Raw genomic sequence first — 26922 nt, forward strand, 5'->3', positions numbered from 1 at the left:
GGCGCTATAAGACCGCGATTGCCCGGTCGGTGGGGGCGACCGGTGCCGGGAGGATCGTGCTTCCCATGAGGAACTTATCGACGGCGGCCGCGCACGCACGGCCTTCGGCGATGGCCCACACAATCAGAGACTGGCCACGTCCGGCATCGCCGGCAACGAACACGCCTTCGGTATTCGTCATGTAGTAGCCATCACGGGCAACGTTGCCACGGGCGTCAAACTCTGCACTTACTTGTTCGGTGATGCCTGCCGGCTCGGCGCCGGTGAAGCCGAGGCTGAGGAACACGAGGTCCGCGGGGATGACCCGCTCGGTTCCGGCCTTGGGGAGGCGCTTGCCGTCGACGAACTCCGTTTCGGCAACCTTGACTCCGGTCAGCTTGCCGTTTTCGCCAACAAACTCAACGGTGGACGCAAGGTAGGTACGCTCGCCGCCTTCTTCGTGGGCGCTAGCCACCTCGAACAGGGTGGGGAACGTCGGCCACGGCTGGTGCGACGCACGTTCCAGCGGCGGCTGCTTGCCGATCGCCAGGGTGGTGACCGAGGCTGCCTGGTGGCGGTGCGCGGTACCAATGCAGTCTGCACCGGTGTCGCCGCCACCGAGGATGACCACATGCTTGCCACGGGCGTCGATGTGGTTTTCGGGGTTCTCCCCCGCAACCACACGGTTGGAAGGCACAAGGTAGTCCATGGCGAAGTGGACGCCATCGAGATCGCGGCCGGGGATGGGGAGGTCGCGCGGAACGGTGGCGCCGGTGGCGATCACCACGGCGTCGTAGCGGCGCCGCAGTTGCTCCCACGTCACGTCCGTACCGACGGCGACGCCGGTGCGGAAGCGGGTGCCTTCAGCCTTCATTTGGTCCAGGCGGCGATCCACCTGGTCCTTCTCCATCTTGAAGTCGGGGATGCCGTAGCGGAGCAGGCCGCCGATCTTGTCGTCGCGTTCGTACACGGCAACCGTGTGACCAACGCGCGTCAACTGCTGTGCGGCAGCGAGGCCGGCGGGACCCGAGCCAACCACGGCTACCGTCTTGCCGGTGAGGCGCGTCGGCGGAAGCGGCTGGACCCAGTCGTTGTCGAAGGCTTCATCGATGATGGAAACTTCAACCTGCTTGATGGTCACGGCAGGCTGGTTGATGCCCAGTACGCAGGACGCTTCACAGGGAGCCGGGCAGAGGCGACCGGTCCACTCAGGGAAGTTGTTCGTGGCATGGAGGCGCTCAATGGCCTCCTCGCCCTTGTCCCGCCAAACGAGGTCGTTCCACTCGGGAATGAGGTTGCCCAGCGGACACCCCTGGTGGCAGAACGGAACGCCGCAGTCCATGCAGCGGCCGGCCTGGCTCTTCAGGACGCCCTTCTCCTGGGCCTCGTAGACTTCTTTCCAGTCCATGATGCGGACCGGAACGGGACGGCGTGGCTGCGTCTCGCGCTGCCGGACTTTCAGAAATCCGCGTGGATCAGCCACCGGTTACCTCCAGGATTCGGGACCATACTTCTTCGCCATCGGGGTCGAGGCCCTCTTCGATGGCGTTGAGGCGGGTTTGCAGGACTGCAGCGTAGTCGCGCGGCAGTACCTTGGTGATGCGGGCAGCAGTGTCGTCGAAGTTTTCGAGCAAGCGGCCGGCCAGGACGGATTCGGTCTCCTCGACGTGCTTGACGAGGAGGCCGTGCACAATGTCGCGGTCTTCGGCGTCCAGTTCAAGGAGCTGAAGCTCGCCGGAGTCCAGGGCGTCCTTGTTGACGCGCTCGGGTTGCAGGTCCAGCACGTAGGCCGTACCGCCGGACATGCCGGCACCGAAGTTGCGGCCCGTGCGGCCGATGATCACCGTCTGGCCACCGGTCATGTACTCGCAACCGTGGTCGCCAATACCTTCGACGACAGCGGTGGCACCGGAGTTGCGGACCAGGAAGCGTTCGCCCACCTGGCCACGGAGGAAGAGCTCACCGCTGGTGGCACCGTAACCGATGACGTTGCCTGCAATGACGTTGCGCTCGGCCTGGAATACGTTGGTGCGGTCCGGGCGGACAATGATGCGTCCACCGGAGAGGCCCTTGCCAACGTAGTCATTGGAGTCGCCGAACATGCGCAAGGTGATGCCTGCGGGCAGGAAGGCTCCCAAGGACTGGCCGGCCGTGCCGTTGAGCGTGACGTCGATCGTGTCCGTCGCCAGAACATCGGTGCCGAAGGTCTTGGTCACCACGTGGCCCAGCATGGTACCCACGGAACGGTCCGTGTTGATGACGTCCAGGGTGATCTTGACAGGCATGCGGTCGCTGAGTGCTTCCTGCGCCATGGTGATGAGCCGCTGGTCGAAGTGCTTGTCCAGTTCGTGGTTCTGGCCCACCATGTTGCGCAGCGGAACGTCGTCGTCGAACTCGAGGCCGTGCAGGATCGGATCAAGATCCAGCCCGTCGGCCTTCCAGTGGTCGATCGCGTCGCGGGTGTCCAGCACCTCGGCGTGGCCGATCGCCTCTTCAATGCTGCGGAAGCCAAGGTCGGCAAGGATTTCGCGGACTTCTTCTGCGAGGAACTCGAAGAAGTTGACCACGAATTCGGGCTTGCCGGAGAACCGGGCACGGAGCTCGGGGTTCTGCGTGGCAACGCCCACCGGGCAGGTGTCCAGGTGGCAGACGCGCATCATGATGCAGCCTTCGACCACCAGCGGAGCCGTAGCGAAACCGAACTCTTCGCCACCCAGCAGGGCGGCAATGACTACGTCGCGTCCGGTCTTGAGCTGGCCGTCAACCTGGACCACCACACGGTCGCGCAGGCCGTTGAGCATCAGGGTCTGCTGCGTCTCGGCGAGACCGAGTTCCCACGGCACACCCGCATGCTTCAGCGAGTTCAGCGGCGAGGCGCCGGTACCGCCGTCGTGACCTGAGACAAGCACGACGTCGGCTTTCGCCTTGGTCACGCCGGACGCCACAGTGCCGATCCCGACTTCCGAAACCAGCTTCACGTGCACTCGTGCCGAAGGGTTGGCGCGCTTGGCATCGTAGATGAGCTGCGCCAGGTCTTCGATCGAGTAGATGTCGTGGTGCGGCGGTGGGGAGATCAGACCGACGCCAGGGGTCGAGTGGCGGGTCCTCGCCACCCAGGGGTAGACCTTTTGCGCCATCAGCTGGCCACCCTCGCCGGGCTTGGCGCCCTGGGCCATCTTGATCTGGATGTCGTCGGCGTTGGTCAGGTACAGGCTGGTGACACCGAAACGGCCGGAAGCGATCTGCTTGATGGCGGAGCGGCGCTCCGGATCCAGCAGGCGGTCCACATCCTCGCCGCCTTCACCCGTGTTGGACTTGGCACCCAAACGGTTCATGGCAATGGCCAGCGTCTCGTGCGCTTCCTTGGAAATGGAGCCGTAGCTCATGGCGCCCGTGGAGAAACGCTTGACGATGCTGGAGACCGGCTCCACTTCCTCGAGCGGGACCGCAGGGCGGATACCGTCCTTGAACTTGAGCAGGCCGCGCAAGGTCATGAGGTTTTCGGACTGGTCGTCAACACCCTTGGTGTACTGCTTGAAGATGTCGTAGCGGCGTTCGCGCGTGGCGTGCTGCAGGCGGAACACGGTCTCCGGGTTGAAGAGGTGCGGCTCGCCGTCGCGGCGCCACTGGTACTCGCCGCCACCCAGGAGCGGGCGGTGCGGGTGCTCGATGCCACCCTCGGGGTAGGCCATCTGGTGGCGGGCCGAAACCTCGGCCGCGATGACTTCCAGGCCGACGCCGCCCAACTGCGAGTGGGTACCGGAGAAGAATTCGTCAACGAGTTCCTGGGACAGGCCCAGGGCTTCGAAGGTTTGTGCGCCGGTGTAGGAAGCAACCGTCGAGATGCCCATCTTGGACATGATCTTCAGGACGCCCTTGCCCAGGCCCTTGATGAGGTTGTAGACGCCGTCTTCCGGAGTCACGCCCACCACGTCGCCGTTGGAGATCAGCTGCTCCACCGATTCCATGGCCAAGTACGGGTTGACGGCGGAAGCACCGTAACCGATCAGCACGGCCACATGGTGCGTCTCGCGGACGTCGCCGGCCTCGACCACCAGGGCGGTCTTGGTCCGGTTTGCACTCCGGAGCAGGTGGTGGTGCACGGCGCTGACCAGAAGGAGCGACGGGATGGGCGCCCACTGAGCGTTCGAGTCACGATCGGACAGCACGATGTACTGCACGCCACGGTTGATGGCGCCGGAAACCTGCTCGCAGATTTCGGTCAGGCGGGCACGCAGGGCTGCTTCTCCACCTTCGGGGCGGTAGAGCCCGCGTACCTTCATGGCGATGCGGTCGCCGTCGGCGTTTTCGATGTTCGCGATCTTGGCGAGCTGGTCGTTGTTGATCACGGGGAACGGCAGGGAGATCTGCGGCTGGCGGACCTGCTTGCCGTCCAGAAGGTTGCCGTTGGGACCGATGGCGCACTTCAGTGACGTTACGAGTTCCTCGCGGATGGCGTCCAACGGCGGGTTGGTGACCTGCGCGAAGGACTGCACGAAGTAGTCGAACAGCAAGCGGGGGCGCTTGGAGAGCACGGCAACGGGAGTGTCAGATCCCATGGCGCCCAGGGGCTCGGCACCCGTACGGGCCATCGGTCCAAGCAGGATCTTCAGTTCTTCGGTGGTGTAGCCGAAGGTCCGCTGCCGGATGTTCACCGAGGCAGCCGTGTGGAGCACGTGCTCACGCTCGGGGAGTTCGTTGATGTCGATCAGGTTGTCCTTGAGCCACTCGGCCCACGGGTTGGCTGCAGCAACCTCGGCCTTGACCTCGGCATCGTCGATGATGCGGCCCGCCTCTGTGTCGACCAGGAACATCTTGCCCGGGGCAACGCGGCCCTTCTTGACCACGTTGGCTGGCTCGACCTCGATCACGCCGACTTCGGACGCGAAGACGATCAGGCCGTCTTCGGTGATCCAGTAGCGGCCGGGACGCAGGCCGTTGCGGTCCAGGGTGGCACCCACAAGGTTGCCGTCAGTAAAGGAAACAGCTGCAGGACCGTCCCACGGTTCCATGAGCAGCGAGTGGTATTCGTAGAAGGCGCGCCGTGCCGGATCCATGGTGGCATGGTTCTCCCACGCTTCCGGGATCATCATCATGATCGAGTGCGTGATGGGTCGCCCGGAAAGCCACAGGAGCTCGGCTACTTCGTCGAAGGACGCGGAGTCGGAAGCGCCCGGGGTGCAGATCGGGTACAGCTCTTCCGGGGTATCGCCAAGGAGCGGGCTGGCGAGCTGCGACTGACGCGCACGCATCCAGTTCCGATTGCCCTTGACCGTGTTGATCTCGCCGTTGTGGGCGATGGTGCGGAAGGGCTGGGCCAACGGCCAGGACGGGAAGGTGTTGGTGGAGAAGCGCGAGTGGACGATCGCCAGCTTGGTCTTGAAGCGCTTGTCCGAGAGGTCCGGGTAGAACGGCTCCAGCTGTGCCGTGGTCAGCATGCCCTTGTACACAATGGTGCGGGAGGACAGCGAGGGGAAGTACACGCCGAACTTGTTCTGGGCACGCTTGCGGATCCGCCAGGCGCGGGAGTCGAGTTCGTTCCGCTCAAGCTGCTCGCCAGTGGCCGAAGCAAAGAACGGCTGGGAGAAGTAGGGCATGCAGGCACGGGCCATGGCACCAACCAGGTCTGCCACCACGGGAACTTCGCGCCAGCCCAGGACCGTCAGTCCCTCGTCAGCAGCCAACGACTCGATGCCCGCCTTGGCCGTGGCAGCTTCCCGCGACTCGGCAGGCAGGAATGCCGTACCCACTACGTACTGTCCGGGAGCCGGCAGTTCGAATTCAGTGACGGCACGGAAGAACTCGTCCGGTACCTGCATGAGCAGGCCTGCGCCGTCACCGGTGCCCTCATCGGCGCCAACGGCACCGCGGTGTTCGAGATTGCGGAGGGCAGTCAGTGCCGCTTCCACGATGTCGTATCCCGGTTCCCCGCGGAGCGTGGCAATAATGGCCAGGCCGCAGGCGTCCTTCTCCGCATCGGGGTTGTAAAGCCCCTGGGCCTCCGGAAGCGCAGCGAAGCGCTTGAACGGAGACATGGCACCCTGGGGTTCGATGTTTTCGGACCAACCGGGGTTATGAAGATGGGTCATGGGAGACGTCCTTCCTCGTGATCGTGCGTATGGAAGGGACAACGTTGGCCCCACCTTGCTTGCCTGTGATGGGCACAACAAAGCGCTAGTTATTGGAAATTGTAGGCCAGCCAGCCTTGCGAAACTAACAGTTACGCAGACCACTGGCCCCGGCGAGACCGGTGAACATCGGTATGTTGCGATCCGGATTCCGGGGTGCCACGACGCTGTGGACTGGGCCCTACGAGCGGTGACTCTGTTGCCCCTTTACCGAAAGCGACTACTTGGTGTCGTCAGCCTTCGGCGTAGATCCGGGGGCCTTCCTCGCGGCAGTCGCGGCAGTTCCAGATACCGGCGTGGCCTGAGCCGCCTTGCCGGAATCCCCTGCTGCTTCCTGCGGCTCGTCAACGTGGCCCGGATCGCTTTGGTTATCAGGGAGATTATCACGGGAACCACTATCTGAGACAGATCGTTCCACATCATGACTCGTGACGCTCGTCACCGAAGTGTCATCTTTGGGGGATGCCGCCTCGGGCTCCCGCCCCGCCAAATACGGGGTATCAGGCACCGGTCGGCCACCGCGTCCCAGGACCAGGAAGATCGCCAGGGCCACCACGAACACCAGGATGCTCGTCCAAACATTAAGCCGGGTGGTGATCCCGAAGAGGGTGATTTGCTCGGCGTCGTCTATCCTTAGCGCTTCGATCCACACGCGGCCAACGGTGTAGTACATGGCGTAGAGCCAGAAGAGGCGGCCGCGGCGGAAGTGGAACCTGCGGTCCAAGACCAGGAGCAGGGCCACACCCGCCAGGTTCCATAAGGACTCATAGAGGAATGTCGGGTGGAACAGCGTGTCGGCAGGCATTCCGGCCGGGAAGTTCGCATTGGCAGGATCTATCTGCAGCCCCCAGGGAAGCGTGGTGGGCGCCCCGAACAGCTCCTGGTTGAACCAGTTGCCCCATCGTCCGATCGCCTGGGCGAGCAGGAGGCCCGGAGCCGCCACGTCGAGGAAAGCCGTCAGTTTCAGCCCGGCACGGCGGCAACCAATCCAGGCGCCAACTGCCCCCAGGACCACAGCACCCCAAATGCCGAGGCCACCGCGCTGGATCTGTGGGATCAGGGACAGGTCACCGGTGCCATCGAAGCCAGGACCGAAGTACGCGTCCGGTGACGAAAACACGTGGTACAGGCGCCCGCCGATGATGCCAAACGGAATGGCCCATATGGCGATGTCCCACAGGCTGCCCTCGGGAGCGCCTCGGCGCTTCCAGCGGACGGACGTCAGCCACAGGCCAACGATGATGCCCGTAAGGATGCAGAGCGCATACGCATGGATGCGCAACGTCCCCCACGGCAGCGGAATGTCGAAACCGGACCACGAGGGGCTCGGAATACTCAAGGGGACCATTGCCGCTGCGTGGAGGACGGTCTGCATGGGGCTTTGCTGTTCCTTTTCCTAGGCGTCTGCAGCTGCGCGGCCCAGGCCGGCGCTGAGGTTCTTGGTGAGTTGCCCGACGGCATCGACGCCGCCATCGCGGAGCGCCGCCACGAGGGCGGTTCCAACGATCACGCCATCGGCGTAGGCGGCGATTTCGCGGACGTGGTCCGGGTTGGAAACACCCAGGCCGACGCATACCCGCTCGGCCCCTGCTGCGTGTGCACGGGCCACAACGTCCTCGGCGCTGCTGCTGACCGACTGGCGTGCACCGGTGACACCCATGATGGACACGCCGTAGACAAATCCACGGCTGGCCTTCACGGTCATGTCCAGGCGTTCAGGTGTCGAGGAGGGCGCCACCAGGAAGACACGGTCCAGACCGTACTTGTCCGACGCTTCGAACCATTCGGCGGCCTCGTCCGGGATCAGGTCCGGAGTGATGAGGCCCGCTCCCCCGGCTTCAGCCAGGCGCCGCGAGAACTCGCCCACGCCCATCCGCATCACCGGATTCCAGTACGTCATGACCAGCACTGCCGCATCCGTGACCGCGGTGATCCCGGCTACGACGTCGAAGACGTTGGAAACACGGAAACCGTTGGCAATGGCTTCCGTGGTGGCTGCCTGGATAACGGGGCCATCCATCACGGGATCAGAGTACGGAATGCCGATCTCGATGAGGTCGGCGCCGTTGCGCGCCAGGGCAATGCCGGCATCGATGCTTTCCTGCACGGTAGGGTATCCGGCGGGCAGGTAGCCGATCAGGGCGGCCCGTCCTTCGGTCTTGGCGCGGTCGATGGCGGCAGCAGACTTGCTGGCAAATTGTTCAGTCATTAGTCCTGGTCCCCGTTCACGTCAGCAGTTGCCTCGGAAGATCGCTCCGACGGGCCTTTGGGCTTGCGTGTGGACAGGGTGGTCCCCCGCACGTGCCCCTCGTCGTCGAGCATGTTGAACCAGGCTGCCGCGGTTTCCACATCCTTGTCGCCACGGCCGGACAGGTTCACGATCACGGAAACCTCGGCGGGATTCTCTTTGCCTTCGGTGAGGCGCTGCCCCACCTTGATGGCTCCGGCCAGGGCGTGGGAGGACTCGATGGCAGGGATGATGCCTTCCGTACGGCACAAGAGGCTGAAGGCGTCCATTGCTTCGGTGTCGGTAATGGGCTCGTAGGTGACCCGTCCGATGTCGGCAAGGTAGGAGTGTTCCGGGCCAACGCTGGGGTAGTCCAGGCCCGCCGAGATGGAGTGCGACTCAATCGTCTGTCCATCCTCGTCCTGCATGAGGTAGGAGCGGGCACCGTGGAGCACACCCGGGCGGCCCAAGGAAATGGCTGCGGCGTGCCGGCCGGTTTCCACGCCCTCGCCGCCGGCTTCGAAGCCGTAGATCTTCACGGATGCGTCATCCAGGAAGCTGTGGAACAGGCCGATTGCGTTGGATCCGCCGCCGATGCACGCGCAGATGGCGTCCGGGAGCTTCCCGGTCTGCTCCAGGATCTGGGCGCGGGCCTCTTCGCCGATGACCTCGTGGAAGAACCGGACCATGGCCGGGAACGGGTGGGCTCCAGCGGCTGTGCCGAGGAGGTAGTGGGTGTTCTCCACGTTGGAGACCCAGTCGCGGAGGGCGTCGTTGATGGCGTCCTTCAGCGTCTGGGAACCGTTGGTTACCGGCACCACCGTTGCACCAAGAAGCTGCATCCGGGCAACGTTGAGCGCCTGGCGGCGGCAGTCCTCCGCTCCCATGTAGACAACGCATTCGAGGCCAAGGAGGGCCGCCGCAGTGGCACTGGCTACGCCGTGTTGTCCAGCACCGGTCTCGGCAATGACGCGGGTCTTGCCCATGCGCTTGGCCAGGAGCGCCTGGCCAAGGACGTTGTTGATTTTGTGGGATCCGGTGTGGTTGAGGTCTTCCCGCTTAAGGAAAATCCTTGCCCCACCGGCGTGCTTCGAGAAGTTCCTGGCCTCGGTGAGCAACGACGGACGGCCGGAGTAGTTCTTGTTGAGGTCCTTCAGCTGGGCGAGGAACCCGGGATCGGCCTTTGCCTTCTCGAACGTGTCCTGGACCTCGTCGAGGGCGGCGATGAGGGACTCGGGCATCCAACGGCCACCGTACTTGCCGAAGTAGGGCCCAGCGGCATTGCGCAGCGAGGTGCCACCTGCCAGGAATGCGTCGGCCGCATTCTGCTCCGAGCCGGCTGTTGGCGCGTCCACCATCAGTCTCACCGTCCTGTTCCAGTTAGTTGGGTAGTTCACGTACCACAAGGCAGCCTCGGGCGATTGCCCGGGCTGCCTCATGGCTGTCGCCTTGCTTCAGGTACTGCCTCAGTTCCTGACGGCGATGGCGGCAGCTCCAGCTGCCTTGAATTCAGAAATGCGTTCGCGGGGCGTCTGGTCGCTGACCAAAGCCTCGCCCACCAGGATGGCGTTCGCGCCGCTGGCGGCGTAATCGCTGACGTCCTCGGCGGTGCGCACGCCGGATTCGGCGACCACAACCGCCTCAGCCGGGATGAGTCCCGCCAGCGTCCCGAAAACCGAACGGTCGACGTCGAGCGTCTTGAGGTTGCGGACGTTGACCCCAATGATCCGGGCCTCAGCCGCGATGGCGCGTTCGATTTCCTGTTCCGTATGCGTCTCCACGAGCACGTTCATGCCGAGTTCGTGGCTCAGGGCGCTGTAGTCCGCCAGTTGGGCATCGGACAGCGCAGCAACGATCAGGAGGATAAGGTCCGCGCCGTGGGCACGTGCTTCGTGGATCTGGTACTCGTCCACCGTGAAGTCCTTGCGCAGCAGAGGGACATCGACGGCGGCCCGAACAGCATCGAGGTCGGCCAGGGAACCGCCGAAGCGGCGCTGCTCGGTCAGCACGCTGATCACGGAGGCTCCGCCATCCGCATACTGGACCGCAAGGGATGCGGGATCGGAGATCGGCGCCAGGTCCCCCTTGGAGGGACTGCGGCGTTTGATCTCGGCGATGACCTTGAGTTCATCGCGGCTGGCAGACGGACCACCCAGGGCGGCCCATGCATCACGGGCCGGTTTCGCTGCTGCGATGCGGTCCTTGATCTCTACCGGGGACACCAGCCGGCGACGGGCCTCCATGTCCTCTTTGACGCCAACAATGATGTCATCAAGAACGGTCACGATCAGTGGCCGTTGTTCTGCAGCTTGCTGCCGCCTACTCCGTAGCCCGCCTTGCGCATGGCCCAACCAACAATGAGGCCGATGACCATGACCACGATTCCGCCAATGAAGATCGGGGTGCTGGCGATGACGAAGGCAATGGAAGAAATCAGGGCGCCAACGAGCATCACAATGACGCAGGTCCAGGCAGCCGGGCTGTTGCCGTGACCAATGGCGTCAGCGTGGCTGGCCATCTTGGACTCTGCTTGGTTTGCGGACACGGTGGTTTTGCTCATGTGAAATCTCCTCGGGATGAATACTGCTTACATTCTGCCATTTATTGACGGCGGCCGGGACATCGTCCGACGTCAGGGCGAGCGTGTGCTCTTTTATTGCACGACGCCGGCCCGCAAGGATGGCGGATGGCTTACGTGGGGTCTTCCCCGCGGGAGAGGCTGTCCCAACTGTCGATCTCGTCAACCGGCCCACTGCCACCGGCTACGCCGCTGCCCGCCTTGTCGTACTTGGTGCGGCTCTTCCAGTAACGTCCGGAAAGCGGCAGCATCACGGCGCACACCCCCAGGAAGGCCCCGGCCACGATTGCCACTACCGGGAACAACGTCGTGGCCACCTCTGCCTGGCCGCCCGACACGCCTGTTGCGCCTGCGATGGATCCCTGCGCGGCACCGAGTGGGTCGCCCAGTACCGTCACGGCGGCCAAGATGATGCCCACGGCCGACAACGCGATGATGGCAGCAATGATCCACCGGGCAATGCGGCCCGCAATGGACGCCGCCAGCCCACCTGCCAGGGAGACCAGGGCAAGCGCAGTCACGGCCGTGGCAGCCTTGTTTCCCTGAACCTGCAGATCGGCAGTGGAGGCCGTGGCAGGATCCAGATGGACAGTGATCCAGGTCTGCGTGGTGGTACCAAACACTGCGAAGGCCAGCAGGGTCGTCGTCAGTACCAGCGTGGATTTACTGGCCCAACGTGGTTGGGTGGAAGCCGCTTTGACGGGTGCCTTGGCCGTCATGAGGCGGGCGTCCCGCCGTCGAAGGTTCCACCGTTCGTTGTTCCAGCGTCGGGGACGGTTTTGGCCGCAATGTTCTGCAACGAACCGGCCGTGTGCACCGCCCGCAGCGGGGCCGCGGCCTTGTTGACAGTTTCCAGCGCCTCGGATGGCTTGTGGGAATCGGCCACGATCCCTCCGCCCGCCTGCACATAGGCGCGACCCTCACGCAGAAGTGCCGAACGGATGGCGATTGCCATGTCCATGTCGCCGGCGAAGTCCAGGTAGCCAACTACGCCACCGTAGATGCCGCGGCGGTGCGGTTCGAGTTCATCCAGCAGGCGCAGGGCCCGCGGCTTCGGAGCGCCGGAGAGGGTGCCCGCGGGGAAGGTCGCCTTGAGGACGTCGTATGCCTTTGCGTCAGGCGCCAATTCACCAACCACCGTGGAGACCAGGTGCATGATGTGGCTGAAGCGCTCAACTTCCATGAACTGGGTGACGTCCACCGTTCCAGCGACGCAGACCTTGGAGAGGTCGTTGCGGGAAAGATCCACGAGCATCAGATGTTCGGCGCGTTCCTTCTGGTCCGCGAGGAGCTCGGTTGCCAAGGCCTTGTCCGCTTCCACCGTCTTGCCACGGGGACGCGACCCGGCGATGGGGTGGGTGATGACTTCGCCGCCGGTGACGGTGACAAGTGCCTCCGGAGAGGATCCCACTATCGAGTATTCCCGGCCATCGGCATCAGCCAGGCTGAAGACGTACATGTAAGGGCTCGGGTTGGTGTTGCGCAGTACCCGGTAGACATCCAGCGGGTCGGCGGCGCATTCCATTTCGAAACGCCGCGAAATCACCACCTGGAACACTTCCCCGTCAACGATCGCTTCCTTGCCACGGTCGATCGCCTCCAAGTACTGGTTCTCGTCCCAGCGTTCCTGCACGCTGGACGCGAAGTCCAACGCAGCTGCTTCAAGGACGGAGACCGGCTGGGCCACGGGTGTGCTGACCTGATCCAACAGGGACTTCACGCGCGCCACGGCGTCATGCCACGCCTCATCCACGCGCTCGGTGCTGTTGTCGAAGTTGATGGCGTTGGCAATGAGCAGCACCGTACCGTCCACGTTGTCATGGACGGCCATGTCCGTGACCAGGTTCAGGGCCATTTCCGGCAGGTGCAGGTCGTCTTCCGGCGGCGTCGTCAGGCGTTCCCAGTGGCGCACGGCCTCCCAGCCCAGGAATCCAACCAGGCCGGACGTGAAGGGCGGAAGGCCTTCAAAACGGTCTGTCTGCAGGGCAGCGATGGTGTCGCGCACCGCTTCAACAGGGTTGCCGCCCACGGGGACCCCGACGGGCGGTTCACCGATCCAGTGCGCCTGTCCGTCCTTGGTGGTCAGGGTGGCACGTGACTTCGCGCCGATGAACGAGTAGCGGGACCAGGCACCTCCCACAGCCGCGGATTCCAGGAGGAAGGTACCCGGCTGGCCCTTGGCCAGCTTGCGGTACAGCCCGATCGGCGTCTCGGCATCGGCCAGGACTTTGAGTCGGACGGGGATGACACGGCTGTGGACGGCGAGTTCGCGGAACTCTTCCAGGCCCGGGCTGATGATTCCAAGGTCCTGCATGGCTATTCTTTCCGCCTTCGGTATGAGGTGGTGCGTCAGTAAAAGGATGGGTGCCTAGTCGCGGTGACCCGTGACGACCGTAAAGTCGCGCCCGTCGAAGCAGGTCCGGGTCCCGGTGTGGCAGGCCGCGCCAACCTGGTCCACGCGGACCAGCAGGGCATCGCCGTCGCAGTCAAGGGCGACTGACTTCACGAACTGAACGTGTCCGGAAGTGTCGCCCTTGCGCCAGTACTCCTGGCGCGAACGGGAGTAGAACGTCACCCGTCCCGTGGTCATGGTGCGGCGGAGTGCTTCGTCATCCATCCAGCCCAGCATGAGGACCTCGTTGGTGTCGTGCTGCTGGATGATGGCGGCTACAAGACCGGCGGAATCGCGTTTAAGGGCGCTCGAGATCGCCTCTGGAAGGGTCACTGCGGGGTCGCTGGGGAACTCCACGGCAGGAGTTGGACTGGGTGCGGACTGCTCTGACATCAGATCAAGTCTAGTGCCTTCGGGAGACCCCGGTTTATGCGGCGGTTCCACTAAGCAACAGAGCCCTGATCGTGCTAGTTTCACAAGTGATGCATTTCGTCGATCCTTCCCGTGAAGTACTGGCCGAAACACTGATGGCGGCCGGGCCTGACTCCCCCACGCTCTGCGAAGGGTGGCTCACCCGGGATCTTGCCGCGCACCTCTACCTGCGTGAACGCAAGGCGGCAGTAGGGCTGGGCCTGCTGATCCCCAGCCTCGGCAAGGCCTCGGACAAGGCCACCTCCAAGCTGGCGGCCAGGTTGAAGAGCACGGACGACTACGCCGAGTTGGTCAAGACGTTCAGGGCAGGCCCTCCGGCACTCTCCCCCCTGAAGATCAAGGCCCTCGACGAAACGTCCAACCTCATCGAATATTTCGTGCACACGGAGGACATCCGCCGCGCCGGGGACCGCTGGGCACCCCGCGCCCTGGACGAGGCCTACTCGGATGCCCTGTGGGATGAACTGATCAAGCGGGCTGCCTACTTGTACCGCGGCGTGGACCTGGGCATAGTCCTTGTCCGCCCCACGGGACCCCGGCACGTTGCCAAACGGGCACCCGTTTCGGTGGCGATCGTCGGCGATCCTGGGGAGTTGCTGATGCACGCCCATGGCCGGACCAACCAGGCCTTGGTCACCTTCGAAGGCCAGCCGGACGCCGTCGCCCTCTTGCAGTCGGCCGACATCGGACTTTAAGCACCAACGCGGGGTCACTTCCGGCCCATCCCACCAGGGATGATGGGCCGGAAGTGACCCCGCGTTGCTGTCTGATGCTTAGCGCACTTCGAAGCCCGCCGCGCGGATGGCGGTCTTTACCTGCGCAATCATGTCATCCGGACCGAAGTGGAATACGGAGGCGGCCAGCACGGCGTCGGCTCCGGCTTCCACGGCGGGCGGGAAGTGCGCTGGCTCGCCGGCGCCGCCGGAAGCGATGATCGGAATATTGACCGCGGCACGGACCAGGCGGATGAGCTCCAGGTCGAAGCCATCTTTGGTACCGTCCGCATCGATCGAGTTCAACAGGATCTCGCCGACTCCACGGTCCGCGGCTTCCTTGGCCCAGGCGATGGCGTCGATTCCGGTTCCCGTGCGGCCACCGTGGGTGGTTACCTCAAAACCGGACGATGTCGGGACGTCGCCTTCGCGGGTACGGCGCGCGTCCACAGACAACACCAGCACCTGCGAACCGAAGTGGCGGGTGATCTCACCGATGACCTCGGGACGTGCCACGGCAGCGGTGTTGATGGACGCTTTGTCCGCGCCGAAGCGGAGCAGCTTGTCCACTTCGGCCACGCCACGTACGCCGCCACCGACGGTGAGCGGAATGAAGACTTCCTCGGCAGTCCTGCGCACAACATCGAAAGTCGTTTCCCGGTTGCCGGAGGAAGCCGTGACGTCGAGGAACGTCAGCTCGTCGGCTCCCCCGTTGTCATAGCGGTGGGCCAGCTCAACCGGGTCCCCGGCGTCGCGCAGGCCTTCGAAGTTGACGCCCTTGACCACGCGGCCGGCGTCAACGTCGAGGCAGGGAATAACGCGTACGGCTACAGCCATGTGTTGCTCCTCTGGAGATCGGGGCCGGGTCAGATACGGCAGGCGTGGATGCTGCTGACCAGGATGGCGCGGGCGCCGAGGTCGTAAAGCTCATCCATGATCCGGTTGGTTTCCTTCTTGGGAACCATGGACCGGACAGCCACCCATTCGGAGTCACGCAACGGCGAAACGGTGGGCGACTCCAGCCCGGGGGTCAGCGCAGCAGCGTCTTCCACCAGGTCCTTGCGGATGTCATAGTCCATCAGGACATACTGGCGGGCCACGAGGACACCCTGCAGGCGACGGATCAGAACGTCGATTTCCTTGGCGGTGCCGTTTGCGGCGCCACCGGGTCCTGTGCGGCGGATCAGGACAGCCTCGGAACGCAGGATCGGATCGCCGAAGATTTCCATGCCCGCAGCCTTGAGGGTGTTGCCCGTTTCCACGACGTCGGCGATCGCATCGGCCACGCCGAGGCGCACCGACGATTCGACGGCGCCGTCAAGGCGGACCACCTTGGCGTTGACGCCACGTTCGGCGAGGTAGTCCCGCAGCAGGCCGTCATAGCTGGTGGCCAAACGCTTGCCCTCGAGTTGCTCGACGCCGGAGAAGTCACCAACGGGACCGGCGAACCGGAACGTGGAGGGGGCAAAGCCCAGGGGAAGCAACTCTTCGGCTTCCACCTTGGCATCAAGCAGGAGGTCGCGGCCGGTAATGCCTACATCAAGGGTTCCCTGTCCCACATACACGGCGATGTCGCGGGGGCGCAGGAAGAAGAACTCGATGTCGTTGTCGGGATCAACCATCACCAGTTCACGGCTGTCGCGGCGCTGGCGGTAGCCGGCCTCGGACAACATGGCGGAGGCGGCTTCTGACAGGGATCCCTTGTTCGGGACTGCTACACGGAGCATGGGAAAGACTTTCTGTTTGGAAGGGAGGTTTCAGGCACACGGCCACGCGGAAGGCTCCGGCTGGGCTGCCCCACCCATTGAAGGGACGGGCGAAGCAGGCGGAGTGGCGTGGCTAGAGATGCTTGTAAACGTCCTCCAGGCTGAGGCCCTTGGCGAGCATGAGGACCTGCAGGTGGTACAGCAGCTGGGAGATTTCCTCGGCAGCGGCTTCGTCGGATTCGTACTCCGCGGCCATCCAGACTTCGGCGGCTTCTTCGACGACTTTCTTGCCGATGCCGTGGATTCCGGAGTCCAGTTCAGCGACCGTGCGCGAACCTGCCGGGCGGGTCGCTGCTTTCTCACTCAGTTCTGCGAACAGCGTCTCGAAATTCTTCACGCCCTACAGACTACTTGCTTCGTGGCTGGCCCCGCTTGTTGGGGCGTTGCATGACGAAGGGGATGTGAGTGAACACACACCCACATCCCCTCCCTGCAAGCAACCAGGCTAGCTGAACTGCTTGAGGGTGACCGCCGTGGCCAGGGCCGCAGAGACTGCTTCGTGGCCCTTGTCCTCGGTTGAACCGGGAAGCCCGGCGCGGTCCAGGCCCTGCTGTTCGGTGTCGCACGTGAGGACCCCGAAACCTACCGGCACGCCGGTGCGTACGCTCACGTCGGTCAGCCCGGAGGTGGCCGCCTGGCAGACGTAGTCGAAGTGCGGTGTGCCACCGCGGATGACCACACCGAGAGCTACTACGGCGTCAAAATGCGGGGCCAGCCGGGCTGCTGCCACGGGGAGTTCGAAACTCCCGGGAACCCGCAGCACCGCGGGTTCGGCGATGCCGGCTTCCTTGGCGGCGCGGAGGGCGCCATCCAGGAGGCCATCCATGATCTGGGTGTGCCAGCTGGCCGCAACGATGGCCAGCTTCAGTTCCGAGGTTTCCTCGGGGTTGAGGGTAGTGAGGTCGATGGTGGGCGCGCCGTGTCCGCTCATTGTTTCCTGGAAATCCGTTCAGTCTTGTTTGTTGTCGAAAGTGTGGGGTTTGTTGCCGTTTCCTGCAGGCTCGGTTTCAAGCGTCAGCAGGTGGTCCATCCGGTCCTTCTTGGTCTGCAGGTAGCGCAGGTTCTGCTCGCGGGACGGCACCTCGGTGGGGACCATTTCCACCACAGTGACGCCGGCCTGGGCCAGCCGGTTCTGCTTGTCCGGGTTGTTGCTGAGGAGCCGGACCTCATGGAGGCCCATTTCTGCCAGGATCTGGGCAGCAGCGTTGTACGAACGGGCGTCAACGGGCAGGCCCAGCTGTTCATTGGCCTCCACAGTGTCGAATCCGGCTTCCTGCAGGGCGTAGGCCTTGATCTTGTTGGCCAGGCCAATGCCACGGCCTTCCTGGCCGCGCAGGTACAGGAGCGTGCCGCCTTCGGCATGGATCAGCTCCAGGGCAAACGCCAATTGCTCCCCGCAATCGCAGCGGTAGGACCCGAACACGTCACCGGTCAGGCATTCCGAATGCAGCCGGACCAAAGGTGCGCGTCCGTCCTTGGGAGGGTTGGGCGAGCTGACGGCGAGGTGTTCAACACCGGTCTCGTGGTCCGTCCATGCCTGGGCTACGAAATCACCGAAAGCGGTGGGCAATTGCACAATCGGCCCACCGGAAACCGGATGGGGTGTGCGCTCCGAATCGCTGCTGCGTCGCGTCGTGGATGCCGTCATCGCTTCTCCTCGTCTGCCACCGAAATGTGTGCGTTGGGATTCTGTGCCCCTTCGGACTCTACCGCCTCCACGTATGCCACCAGGTCCTCGATCGAAATGAGGGGACATCCGTGCTCGGCGGCGAAGTCGCGCAGGCTGTCCAAGCGCATCATTTCGCCATCGTCGTGTACCAACTCAGCGATCACACCCACGGGAGCCAGGCCGGCGAGTCGGCACAAGTCCACTGCCGCTTCCGTGTGACCGGGGCGTTCACGCACTCCTCCCTTAACCGCGCGGAGGGGGAAAATATGCCCGGGACGGGTTATGGCGGCCGGCGTACTGCCCGGATCCGCGAGGATCCTGGCCGTCAATGCGCGGTCCGTGGCCGAAATGCCGGTGCTCACGCCTTGGGCGGCATCGCACGAAACCGTGTATGCCGTACCCTTCGCGTCCTCGTTGACGGCCACCATCTGCGGTAGCGCCAGAGCATCGGCCCGAGCGCCTTCAAGCGGCACGCAGATCACGCCGGACGAATAGCGGATAGTCCATCCCATCAGGGCAGGAGTGGCGTGCTGGGCCGCGAAGATGATGTCGCCTTCGTTCTCGCGGTCTTCGTTATCCACCACGATCACGGCCTTGCCCGCGGCCATGGCCACGATGGCTGCCTCGACGGGATCCAGGCCCTGGCGGTGGATGGTGTCCGGGGTGGTCTTGGCTGGCGTGCTCATCGCGCTGCCTCCTGTGTTGCTGCTGTGATGGTGTCATCTCCGGCACGGTGCGCGGGGTTTCCCTGCGGGGCAAAGGAGAGCAGGCGCTCGGTGTACTTGGCCAGTACGTCCACTTCCAGGTTCACGTTCGCCCCGAGGGCCTTCGCGCCGAGGCCGGTTTCCTCAAGCGTGGTGGGGATCAGCCCTACTTCGAACCACGGTTCCGCTGCCGCGGCAGGGCTGACAGCGGTGACGGTCAGCGAAACACCGTCGACGGCGATCGAACCCTTTTCGGCGATGTACCGGGCCAGGGGGGCCGGGACGCCAAAGCGCAGGCGGTCCCAATTGCCCTGCGCTTCACGTTCCCGAAGTTCCCCGACGCCGTCCACGTGCCCTTGGACAACGTGTCCGTCGAGGCGGCCTCCTGCCGGGACGCAGCGTTCAAGGTTGACGGAGTCGCCCGGCGCCAACTGTCCGATCGTGGTTCGGACCAGGGTCTCCCCCATGACGTCCACGCTGAACTCCTGGCCCTCAATCTGCGTCGCCGTGAGGCACACGCCGTTGACGGCGATGGAGCCGCCCAACGGCAGGCCGTCGGCCGTGCTTGGCGCTTTCAGGCGCAGGGTGGCGCTGGTTTCGCCTTCGTGTTCAATGGCCAGGACAGTGCCCTGCTCGGCGACGATTCCGGTAAACATCAGTGTCCTCCTGAGACATATTCCGCGGCTTCACTGCCGGGACGGGAATTCGGGGTTGTGCTGGCTTGAGGCCGGGTTGGCCGCAAGTGCAGCCGCAGGTCGTTGCCCAAGGTACGGACGGAGCCGCGTCCGGCCTCGTCCCATGCCCAGTGCTGGGCGTCGGCCAGCGTGGAGATGCCCAGGTCGTGAAGGGCCGGCGTACCGGAGCCCAACAGGGTGGGGGCCAGGTAGACGATCAGTTCGTCCACCAGTCCCGCCGCCAGGAAGGTGCTCAGGATGCTCGATCCGCCTTCCACCATGACGTGTCGCACGCCTTGTTCGAACAGCAGGGAGAGGGCTTCGGCGGGGTCGCGGGTCGGAAGGTGGAGGAACCGTCCATCCGTCCCCCGGACCGCCGCGTCTTCCGGAACATCCCGTTGTCCCATGACCACCCGAAGGGGTTGGCGGCCGGAGAGGCCACCGTCGGGATCGCGGGCGGTGAGGCGGGGGTTGTCGATCAGGACCGTGCCGGTGCCCACGAGGATCGCATCAATCAGTCCCCGCAGGCCGTGGTTGTCGGCCAGGGATTCCGGGCTCGAAATCCACTGGCTGGTTCCGTCCACCGCCGCAATGCGGCTGTCCAAGGTCTGTGCGATGTGCAGGGTGACGAAAGGACGCTTGGCGGCAACGGCGTCGAACCATTCCCTGTTGAGATGGAGCGCCTCGGCCTCTGCCAGCCCGGAACCAACCTCCACTCCGGCGGAGCGAAGCGTCCGGGCGCCGCCGGCGGCGGGATCATGGGGATCGTCGACGGCATAGATAACCCGGGCAATGCCGGCCGCGATGATCGCCTGGGCGCACGGTCCGGTACGTCCTACGTGGTTGCACGGTTCCAGGGTGACCACCATGGTGGTTCCGGCCAGGTCCACTCCCTGCTTGCGGGCTTCATGGATGGCATCCGCCTCGGCATGCGCGGTGCCGGCACCACGGTGGTAGCCAACAGCCAACTGCTCTCCCGCCGGGCTGAGGATGACGGCACCCACCAAGGGATTGGCTCCCCGGGGACCCGCCAAGGCCGCGGCCAGGGCAGCGTCCATGGCGGCGTGCTCGGCGGCGCTGAAATCCAGGGAACCGGTCATGACACCGCTCCCGCCGTCGACTGGATCCTCGGCGCTGCTGGACGTTCACGCTTGTCAGCCCGCCACCAGACGAAGAATCCGGCCAGGGTGAAGAAGCCATAGAACAGGTACATCACGGCGCTTGCGTAGTAACCCGCGCTGAACAGCAGGGGCACACCGACAATGTCCACCGCAACCCAGATCAGCCAGAACTCGGTCCAGCCGCGGGCCATGCCATAGGTTGCCAGGAGGGATCCCATGAAGGTCCAGGCATCGGCCCAAACAGGCGGGTACGAACCCAGGGCATCGAACAAGGGGGTCAGCGCTGCCGTCCCGGCAACCATCGCACCGATCAAGGCGATGCGGACTTTAGGGGTGGCCCAACCAGGAACAATGGCGCGTCCGGCACTGCCGGAGCTGCGGCCTTGCTGCCACCGGTACCAGCCATAAACGGCCACGGCGATGAACATCAATTGGCGGGCGGCCTGTCCCCACAGGGTAGCCGGCGCCGCTGCGCCGAAGACGTTGCCGAGGAACACGGTCAGCAGCAGGATGTTGCCGAGAATGCCCACGGGCCAAGCCCAGACTTTACGGCGCATTCCGCCGAGGGCGCTTGCGAGCCCAAAAATATTGCCAAGCACTTCGCGTAGTACAAGCGCAGATCCTCCAACAGGTATCTGTGCTTCGAAGAGCCATCGCAGAAAATCCATGCCGTTCCTTCCCAGTCAGCCGCGATGGCTCCGGGGGTGTACGACAGAGCACGACCGGAACGTCCTGTTGGACGCACACGGCGTGACTGTACGTGCTTCTCCCATCCAGACTTTAACTGTCGGTACCGGAATTCCACCGGTTCAACCGTCTGCCTCCGGCATCCATTGCTGGATTCCCTTGGCGCGCGGGTCGCGGACTATGACCGCCGGTTCGGACTTACACCGACCCCGGAGCACGTATATGTGTGTTGATATTCTGCCACAACCTTGAAGATGGCCGGACTATTCCCGGCCATCTTCGTAACATCCGGAAGCGGACGTCACCGAGTGGCTTGGCCGGCCTTTGAGCCAGCTGTCCGGAGCCGGTCAATGGCAGCAGCCGGATCTTCGTGGCCGTAGACGGCCGAACCTGCTACGAAGACATTCGCTCCTGCTTCGGCAGCGCGCACAATGGTCTCCTCCGTGATGCCGCCATCAACCTGGATGGCGACGCCCAGGCCCGAGCCGTCAACGGCAGCGCGGGCACGGCGGATCTTCGGCAGGGTGACGTCCAGGAAGGCCTGGCCGCCAAACCCCGGTTCCACGGTCATGATCAGGAGCATGTCCAGTTCACTGAGCATGTCCAAGTACGGCTCCACCGGCGTGGCGGGCCGCAGCGCCATGCCTGCCTTTGCCCCGCGGGCACGCAGTTCGCGCGCGAGCTTCACCGGGGCCATCGCTGCCTCGGCGTGGAAGGTCACTGAGGCAACACCGGCGTCCGCGTAGGCAGGTGCCCAGCGGTCGGCGTCGGAAATCATCAGGTGAGCGTCCAGCGGCACGGGGCTGACAGCTTGGATGCGCTGCACCACGGGCAGGCCCAGTGTCAGGTTGGGAACAAAGTGGTTGTCCATGACATCCACGTGCACTGCGTCCGCGGTGCCGATGCGCTGGAGTTCGGTCTCAAGGTTGACGAAGTCCGCGGAGAGGATGCTCGGGTTGATACAGCACTGGGACAAGGAATTTCCCCTTCGATGTAGTAATGGACTGACGCGTGCGGGCAGCGGAGCCGGTGAAGTCCGCAGCCCGCAGGAGCCTGCTACGGCTTCTTGCGGATCAACGCCAGGAACATGGCGTCGGTCTGGTGGACGTGCGGCCAAAGCTGCGCCGTCAATTCGTGGCCCGCGCCCAAATGACCGCCGAGGCTCACATCGTCAAGTGCCCTGCCGGCGTCGAGCAACTCAAGGTCCGCGCGCTTCGTCAGGACATCCCCGACGACGGCGGTTGTTTCCGCGGGGTGCGGCGAGCACGTGACGTACCCCACCACTCCGCCGGGCTTCACGGCGTCGATGGCCGAGTTCAGGAGTTCCCGCTGGAGCGGACCCAAATCGGCCACATCCTTGGGGGCACGGCGCCAACGGGACTCGGGGCGCCGGCGAAGGGCGCCCAGGCCGCTGCAAGGAACGTCCACCAGCACCCGGTCAAAGGACTCCGGCTGTTCGGAGCCCACTTCCCTGCCGTCTCCGGTCCGGACTGTCCACGAGTCCTGGGGAACCGCGGACAAAGCCTGTTGGACCAGCTTTGCGCGGTGGGGAGCGGGTTCGTTCGCCAGCAGGGTTGCTCCACCCTGGTGGGCCAACGCCGCCAACAACGCTGCCTTGCCGCCTGGTCCTGCACAGAGGTCCAGCCAACGCTCGCCCCCGGCCGATCCGGTGTCCACACGGGCCTCCGCTACTGCACGGGCAACCAACTGGGAACCAACGTCCTGGACCCGGGTGGTCCCTGCACGGACGGATTCCAGCCTGCCGAGGTCTCCACCGGACGAAAGGGCCGAGCCTTCAACAAGTTCACCCGGGGTGGCGCCCAGCTCGAGGGCTTCTTCCAGGCTGCCAATCCCCGGCAACGCCACAAGGTTTACCACCGGCGCGGCGTTGTCCGCCTCCAGCAAGGCTTCAATCTCGGATACGGGCCGGCCGTGGTTCACCAGGGACTGGCGCAAGGCCCGGACGATCCACTCCGGGTGGGCGTGGCGCAGTGCCGCGACTTTGGTCGCATCGTCCTCCTGGTCCAGCAGTACATCCAGCCACTCCTGGAGCGAGCGGGCCGTCACTTTTCGAAGGACGGCGTTGATGAGCGACGACGGTCCGGCGCCGATCACGGCACGGGCCAGGCCCACTGTCTGGTCCAGGGCCGCATGGGCCGGGACGCGCATGGACAGCAACTGGTGGGCGCCGATCCGGAGGGCATCAAGGATGGCGGGGTCGAGTTGCTCCAAGGGACGGTCGACGCAACGGGCCAGGATGGCGTCGTAGGTGCCTTGGCCACGCAAGGCCCCGTAACTTAGTTCGGTAGCGAAGCCGGCATCCCGGCGGTCCAGCCGGTGCTCGCGGATGCGCGCCGGGAGAACCAGGTTGGCGTAGGCGTCCTCCGAAGCAACCGCCCGAAGCACCTCGAAGGCAACCAAACGGGCCGGATCCGCGCGCCTGGTGCGCTGTGACGGGGCACTGGAGGAGAATCCCTTCTGCGGGCCCCTGTTCCGTTCCCTGCCTTGGGCGTTGCGCTTGCTGTCGCCGCGGGGACCTTGTTTCCCGGATGCGGCTTGGCTCCGGCGGCCATCCCGGCTTCCGCCGCTGTTGGGGCCTCGGCGGCCTGACTCACTCATTCAAAAACCACTTTCCCGGCTGCTGCCAAGCCGCGGGCCCAGTCGGCCGGCGGCATCATTTTCTTTCCTGCGGGCTGGATGCGGCCCAGCTCCACGGCATGGGAGCCCGTACCTACCAATACAGACTTACCTTCAGCCCGGACCATGCCGGGATCCAGGTCCTTGACGTCAGGACGCAAGGACACCGGTTCCAGCTTGATCCGCTGCCCTTCCAGGATGGTCCACGCGCCTGGCTCGGGGGTGACCCCACGGGACCGCCGCTGCAATGCAAGGGCTGGCTGCTGCCAGTCCAGCCTGCCGTCCTCGAGGGTGAGCTTTGGCGCCAAGGAGATGTCGCCTGATTGCGCCTGCGGGGCTGCCTGGCCGGCGTCGATAGCAGACAGGGTCTGGCATAACAGCACCGCACCGCTGTCAGAAAGCCGGTTCAGGAGATCACCGGCAGTATCGTCATCGCGAACCGTTTCAGTCAGGGTTCCGAAGACCGGTCCGGTGTCCAGCCCCTCCTCCAGGCGGAAGGTGGCCGCACCGGTGACATCATCGCCCGCGATGATGGAGCGCTGTACCGGCGCCGCGCCCCGCCACGCCGGGAGCAGCGAGAAGTGGAGGTTCACCCAACCATGGGTTGGAACGTCCAAGGCTGCGCGCGGAACAATGCCGCCGTAGGCCACGATGGCGGCGACGTCCGGTGCGATGCCGGCTATTCTCGCCGTGACCTCAGCGTCCACTTTTGCCGCACGGATCACCTCGATACCCAGTTCTTCAGCACGGGCCGCCACGGGCGAGGGGGTAAGCACCCGCTTGCGTCCCAGCGGCGCGTCCGGCCGGGTCAGTACGGCTACAACATCGAATCCCGCGTTCACCAAAGCGTTAAGGGAAGGAACAGCAACCGCCGGCGTTCCGGCGAACAGTACCCTCACTCCGGAATCCCGAAGCTGCCGCCACCAAAACTGGAACCCACTGAAGTGGCCCGCTTGGACGTGGTCTGTTCAGTAACCGCGTGGTAGTTGCCATTGCGGATGGCACGCAGTGCGGACTTGCGGTCCTCACCTTCCAAACGGTCGGTGTACAGGACTCCGTCCAGATGGTCGTTCTCATGTTGGAAGCACCGCGCCAGCATTCCCTCGGCCTCCACCGTCACCGGATTGCCGTTGAGATCCACGCCAGTGACCGTGGTGGCCCGGTGGCGGCGAACCGGGAAGCCAAGTCCTGGAATGGACAGGCACCCTTCAACCTCATCCGGTTGGAAGTCTTCGCTGTTGTCCAGGACAGGATTGATGATGTGTCCTTCTGCCCCGCCGATGCGGTAAGTAAAAACGCGCTGGCTCACGCCCACTTGCGGGGCTGCCAGGCCTGCACCGTCAACATCTTCCATGGTGTCCATCATGTCGGCTACCAGCTTGGCGAGTTCCGGTCCGAAGTCGGTGACGGGATCCGCCACGGTGCGCAACACCGGATCCCCGATGATTCGGATACTCAAAATTGCCATCTGCTGTCAGTCCTCACGATCGTCTGTCTCTGGTCCGGATGCTGCGGAGCCTTAGCCAGTTTAGTTGAGAGGAAGGATCAGGGGCTTGGCCCGGGTTAGTTTCCTGCGGCGCCGGCACCGATCCTGACCCCCGAGGCGGCAAGGGGTGGCGGGGCGATCGGCAGGAGGGCCTGCCCGGCGGCCGAGACATCGGCGGACATTTCCCACACCCGCCGCAAAGCGCAGAACTTCCACCAATGGTGCTTCAGCACCTCAGGGTTGGCCCGCTGCGGACGTACCTCCGTTTCGCCGATTGCGACAGCCAGGAGCATGGGGTTCTCACCAAACCTCCATTGTTCCCACTCCCCCGCCACGGGATCCACCAGGCTTTCCTCAGCCTTCATGCCCGCCACCAACTGCATGACTACCTTGTCATCGAGGGCTTTCACGGTGCCGTCCCGGGAGGTTCCCTTGGTCTTGTAGTCAATCAGGCAAATGCGGCCGTTGATCCGGGCCACCAGGTCCAATGTTCCGGCGTAGCCCACACTCTTGTTCCACACGGTGATTTCCGGGGCAAGGGGCTCAACGCCGTACATCTCCCACCATTCGTCGAATCTTGCGGCAAAGGCCTGCTCACCGTTGGCCGCGAGTTCGTCCCTGCACTCCGCCATGCGGTGCGGGCGTCCAAGGGCGCGCAGTGCCACCTGCTCACAATAGGTATGCACGCGGTCCCCGCGTGCGGCAGCCTCGTCCCGGTACGTTTCGGCGGCCTTCGACGCCTTGTTCACTGCCTGCCTGATCCGGGCGGGGCTCCCGATAAGCGCGGGCAATTCCGGATCGGCCGCCAGGCTGCTTGCTCCCATGAAACTGAACCAGCCGTCAAGGGAGTGCGCCTGCTGCGCAATGACAGTTGTTATGGAAGGCACCGAAAACTGTTCCGTAGTGGAACGGGCATACATTCGGCCGTAGTCAGTAGCGTGGGCAAGCAGTGGAGCGGTCATACAAAGACTCTGACACAGAGCACCGACAGAATGCGCCCCCGGCCGGGGAACCTGCCCGGAGAAACGAAAGAACCCCGCCGGACTGGATCCAGTCCGGCGGGGTTCTGTTGGTGGGCGATACTGGGTTCGAACCAGTGACCTCTTCGGTGTGAACGAAGCGCGCTACCACTGCGCCAATCGCCCGGGTGATCGTGCATCAACTGCCCGGTGCATATAGAAGACTAGCCCACGCTGCCGGGAATGCAAAACGGGTCGGCCAGCACGAACTACAGGCGTGGAATTACAGGCGTGGAAGTCTGCATATTCCGCGCAAATTCAGGGATCCAGCCCCCATGGTCGGGAAATCACCGAGCTCGATTTGGAGTTTGCTGGAACCTCCTATAGAGTTTTTACTCGTCGGAAAGCGACGGAATGCCTGAAGGGCGGTCCGGAGCGAACCACGATGCGGACGTAGCTCAGCTGGTAGAGCACCACCTTGCCAAGGTGGATGTCGCGAGTTCGAATCTCGTCGTCCGCTCGCAAGGCACTGTCAGGCATGAATTCCCCGGAATCCTGCTTACACGGTGGGTTGGCCGAGAGGCGAGGCAGCGGCCTGCAAAGCCGTATACACGGGTTCGAATCCCGTACCCACCTCGGTGAAAACCATGCCTTCCAGGTCATTCTGGATGCATGGGCGATTGGCGCAGCGGTAGCGCGCTTCCCTGACACGGAAGAGGTCACTGGTTCGATCCCAGTATCGCCCACCAAAACAAGGCAACTTGTTTGTT

At 64.4% G+C, this 26922-nt stretch carries 25 protein-coding genes, 4 tRNA genes and 1 riboswitch; of the genes, 4 read left to right on the forward strand and 25 right to left on the reverse strand.

Features of this window, described 5'->3' with window-relative positions; translation table 11 throughout:
• Positions 1–4: 4 nt before the first annotated feature.
• From ACIPY3_RS12380 to hisI, 10 genes are all read right to left on the reverse strand, one after another.
• Positions 5–1462 carry a glutamate synthase subunit beta gene (locus ACIPY3_RS12380; protein ID WP_400334460.1) on the reverse strand — a complete coding sequence of 486 codons (1458 nt, stop codon included), beginning with the start codon at positions 1460–1462 and terminating at the stop codon, positions 5–7.
• On the reverse strand, positions 1455–6068 hold the full coding sequence (gltB, locus tag ACIPY3_RS12385; protein ID WP_400334462.1) for a glutamate synthase large subunit: 4614 nt from the start codon (positions 6066–6068) through the stop codon (positions 1455–1457). The genes ACIPY3_RS12380 and gltB overlap by 8 nt, the downstream gene beginning before the upstream one ends.
• Positions 6069–6327: 259 nt before the next feature.
• Positions 6328–7482 carry a prolipoprotein diacylglyceryl transferase gene (lgt, locus tag ACIPY3_RS12390; RefSeq protein WP_400334464.1) on the reverse strand — a complete coding sequence of 385 codons (1155 nt, stop codon included), beginning with the start codon at positions 7480–7482 and terminating at the stop codon, positions 6328–6330.
• A gap of 21 nt (positions 7483–7503) precedes the next feature.
• Positions 7504–8316, reverse strand: coding sequence for a tryptophan synthase subunit alpha (gene trpA, locus ACIPY3_RS12395; protein WP_400334465.1), 813 nt, complete (start codon positions 8314–8316; stop codon positions 7504–7506).
• Entirely contained in the window at positions 8316–9692 is a 1377-nt protein-coding gene (gene trpB / locus ACIPY3_RS12400) for a tryptophan synthase subunit beta (RefSeq protein ID WP_400334742.1), read from the reverse strand. Before trpB ends, trpA begins: the two co-directional genes overlap by 1 nt.
• A 108-nt stretch (positions 9693–9800) precedes the next feature.
• Complete coding sequence (trpC, locus tag ACIPY3_RS12405; protein ID WP_400334467.1) at positions 9801–10619, reverse strand: indole-3-glycerol phosphate synthase TrpC; 819 nt, start codon at positions 10617–10619, stop codon at positions 9801–9803.
• A gap of 2 nt (positions 10620–10621) precedes the next feature.
• On the reverse strand, positions 10622–10894 hold the full coding sequence (locus tag ACIPY3_RS12410) for an HGxxPAAW family protein (RefSeq protein WP_387436269.1): 273 nt from the start codon (positions 10892–10894) through the stop codon (positions 10622–10624).
• A 131-nt stretch (positions 10895–11025) separates the two neighbouring features.
• Positions 11026–11631: a Trp biosynthesis-associated membrane protein gene (locus ACIPY3_RS12415; protein ID WP_400334468.1), complete on the reverse strand. Its 606-nt coding sequence runs from the start codon at positions 11629–11631 to the stop codon at positions 11026–11028.
• Entirely contained in the window at positions 11628–13226 is a 1599-nt protein-coding gene (locus tag ACIPY3_RS12420; RefSeq protein ID WP_400334470.1) for an anthranilate synthase component I, read from the reverse strand. The genes ACIPY3_RS12415 and ACIPY3_RS12420 overlap by 4 nt, the downstream gene beginning before the upstream one ends.
• A 54-nt stretch (positions 13227–13280) precedes the next feature.
• The gene (hisI, locus tag ACIPY3_RS12425) at positions 13281–13697 is read right to left on the reverse strand and encodes a phosphoribosyl-AMP cyclohydrolase (RefSeq protein ID WP_400334472.1); all 417 of its coding nucleotides are present in this window, start codon (positions 13695–13697) and stop codon (positions 13281–13283) included.
• 89 nt (positions 13698–13786) lie between these two features.
• On the opposite strand from hisI, the gene ACIPY3_RS12430 reads away from it, so the two are divergent.
• Positions 13787–14431: a TIGR03085 family metal-binding protein gene (locus ACIPY3_RS12430; protein WP_400334744.1), complete on the forward strand. Its 645-nt coding sequence runs from the start codon at positions 13787–13789 to the stop codon at positions 14429–14431.
• A gap of 78 nt (positions 14432–14509) precedes the next feature.
• Here ACIPY3_RS12430 and hisF read toward each other — a convergent pair whose 3' ends face one another.
• From hisF to ACIPY3_RS12505, 15 genes are all read right to left on the reverse strand, one after another.
• Positions 14510–15286 carry an imidazole glycerol phosphate synthase subunit HisF gene (gene hisF / locus ACIPY3_RS12435; RefSeq protein ID WP_400334474.1) on the reverse strand — a complete coding sequence of 259 codons (777 nt, stop codon included), beginning with the start codon at positions 15284–15286 and terminating at the stop codon, positions 14510–14512.
• Positions 15287–15315: 29 nt separating this feature from the next.
• Positions 15316–16176, reverse strand: coding sequence for an ATP phosphoribosyltransferase (hisG, locus tag ACIPY3_RS12440; protein ID WP_400334475.1), 861 nt, complete (start codon positions 16174–16176; stop codon positions 15316–15318).
• Between the two features lie 112 nt (positions 16177–16288).
• On the reverse strand, positions 16289–16552 hold the full coding sequence (locus ACIPY3_RS12445; protein ID WP_018778638.1) for a phosphoribosyl-ATP diphosphatase: 264 nt from the start codon (positions 16550–16552) through the stop codon (positions 16289–16291).
• Between the two features lie 108 nt (positions 16553–16660).
• The gene (ribH, locus tag ACIPY3_RS12450) at positions 16661–17146 is read right to left on the reverse strand and encodes a 6,7-dimethyl-8-ribityllumazine synthase (RefSeq protein WP_400334477.1); all 486 of its coding nucleotides are present in this window, start codon (positions 17144–17146) and stop codon (positions 16661–16663) included.
• A gap of 18 nt (positions 17147–17164) precedes the next feature.
• Positions 17165–17863, reverse strand: coding sequence for a GTP cyclohydrolase II (gene ribA / locus ACIPY3_RS12455; RefSeq protein ID WP_400334479.1), 699 nt, complete (start codon positions 17861–17863; stop codon positions 17165–17167).
• Positions 17860–18570 carry a 3,4-dihydroxy-2-butanone-4-phosphate synthase gene (gene ribB / locus ACIPY3_RS12460; RefSeq protein ID WP_400273050.1) on the reverse strand — a complete coding sequence of 237 codons (711 nt, stop codon included), beginning with the start codon at positions 18568–18570 and terminating at the stop codon, positions 17860–17862. The genes ribA and ribB overlap by 4 nt, the downstream gene beginning before the upstream one ends.
• Complete coding sequence (locus tag ACIPY3_RS12465) at positions 18567–19244, reverse strand: riboflavin synthase (protein ID WP_400334481.1); 678 nt, start codon at positions 19242–19244, stop codon at positions 18567–18569. The genes ribB and ACIPY3_RS12465 overlap by 4 nt, the downstream gene beginning before the upstream one ends.
• Complete coding sequence (ribD, locus tag ACIPY3_RS12470) at positions 19244–20362, reverse strand: bifunctional diaminohydroxyphosphoribosylaminopyrimidine deaminase/5-amino-6-(5-phosphoribosylamino)uracil reductase RibD (RefSeq protein WP_400334483.1); 1119 nt, start codon at positions 20360–20362, stop codon at positions 19244–19246. The genes ACIPY3_RS12465 and ribD overlap by 1 nt, the downstream gene beginning before the upstream one ends.
• Complete coding sequence (pnuC, locus tag ACIPY3_RS12475; protein ID WP_400334485.1) at positions 20359–21051, reverse strand: nicotinamide riboside transporter PnuC; 693 nt, start codon at positions 21049–21051, stop codon at positions 20359–20361. The genes ribD and pnuC overlap by 4 nt, the downstream gene beginning before the upstream one ends.
• Positions 21052–21139: 88 nt before the next feature.
• A riboswitch (FMN riboswitch) is annotated at positions 21140–21292 on the reverse strand.
• Positions 21293–21371: 79 nt separating this feature from the next.
• A complete protein-coding gene (gene rpe / locus ACIPY3_RS12480; RefSeq protein WP_400334487.1) occupies positions 21372–22046 on the reverse strand; it encodes a ribulose-phosphate 3-epimerase in 675 nt (224 codons plus the stop codon).
• Positions 22047–22126: 80 nt separating this feature from the next.
• Positions 22127–23689, reverse strand: coding sequence for an RsmB/NOP family class I SAM-dependent RNA methyltransferase (locus ACIPY3_RS12485; RefSeq protein WP_400334489.1), 1563 nt, complete (start codon positions 23687–23689; stop codon positions 22127–22129).
• Positions 23686–24606 carry a methionyl-tRNA formyltransferase gene (gene fmt / locus ACIPY3_RS12490; RefSeq protein WP_400334490.1) on the reverse strand — a complete coding sequence of 307 codons (921 nt, stop codon included), beginning with the start codon at positions 24604–24606 and terminating at the stop codon, positions 23686–23688. Before fmt ends, ACIPY3_RS12485 begins: the two co-directional genes overlap by 4 nt.
• Complete coding sequence (gene def / locus ACIPY3_RS12495; RefSeq protein ID WP_400334492.1) at positions 24603–25175, reverse strand: peptide deformylase; 573 nt, start codon at positions 25173–25175, stop codon at positions 24603–24605. The genes fmt and def overlap by 4 nt, the downstream gene beginning before the upstream one ends.
• 95 nt (positions 25176–25270) lie before the next feature.
• Positions 25271–26155: a cytochrome gene (locus ACIPY3_RS12500; RefSeq protein ID WP_400334494.1), complete on the reverse strand. Its 885-nt coding sequence runs from the start codon at positions 26153–26155 to the stop codon at positions 25271–25273.
• A gap of 108 nt (positions 26156–26263) precedes the next feature.
• Positions 26264–26338, reverse strand: a tRNA-Val gene (locus ACIPY3_RS12505).
• 261 nt (positions 26339–26599) lie between these two features.
• Here ACIPY3_RS12505 and ACIPY3_RS12510 point away from each other — a divergent pair.
• The 3 genes from ACIPY3_RS12510 (at position 26600) to ACIPY3_RS12520 (ending at position 26901) form a co-directional block, all read left to right on the forward strand.
• Positions 26600–26672, forward strand: a tRNA-Gly gene (locus tag ACIPY3_RS12510).
• 45 nt (positions 26673–26717) lie between these two features.
• A tRNA-Cys gene (locus ACIPY3_RS12515) sits at positions 26718–26788 on the forward strand.
• A 38-nt stretch (positions 26789–26826) separates the two neighbouring features.
• Positions 26827–26901: transfer RNA gene (locus tag ACIPY3_RS12520), tRNA-Val, on the forward strand.
• Positions 26902–26922 lie beyond the last annotated feature (21 nt).

It is taken from the genome of Paenarthrobacter sp. NPDC089714, assembly GCF_044748905.1.
GTDB lineage: Bacteria > Actinomycetota > Actinomycetes > Actinomycetales > Micrococcaceae > Arthrobacter.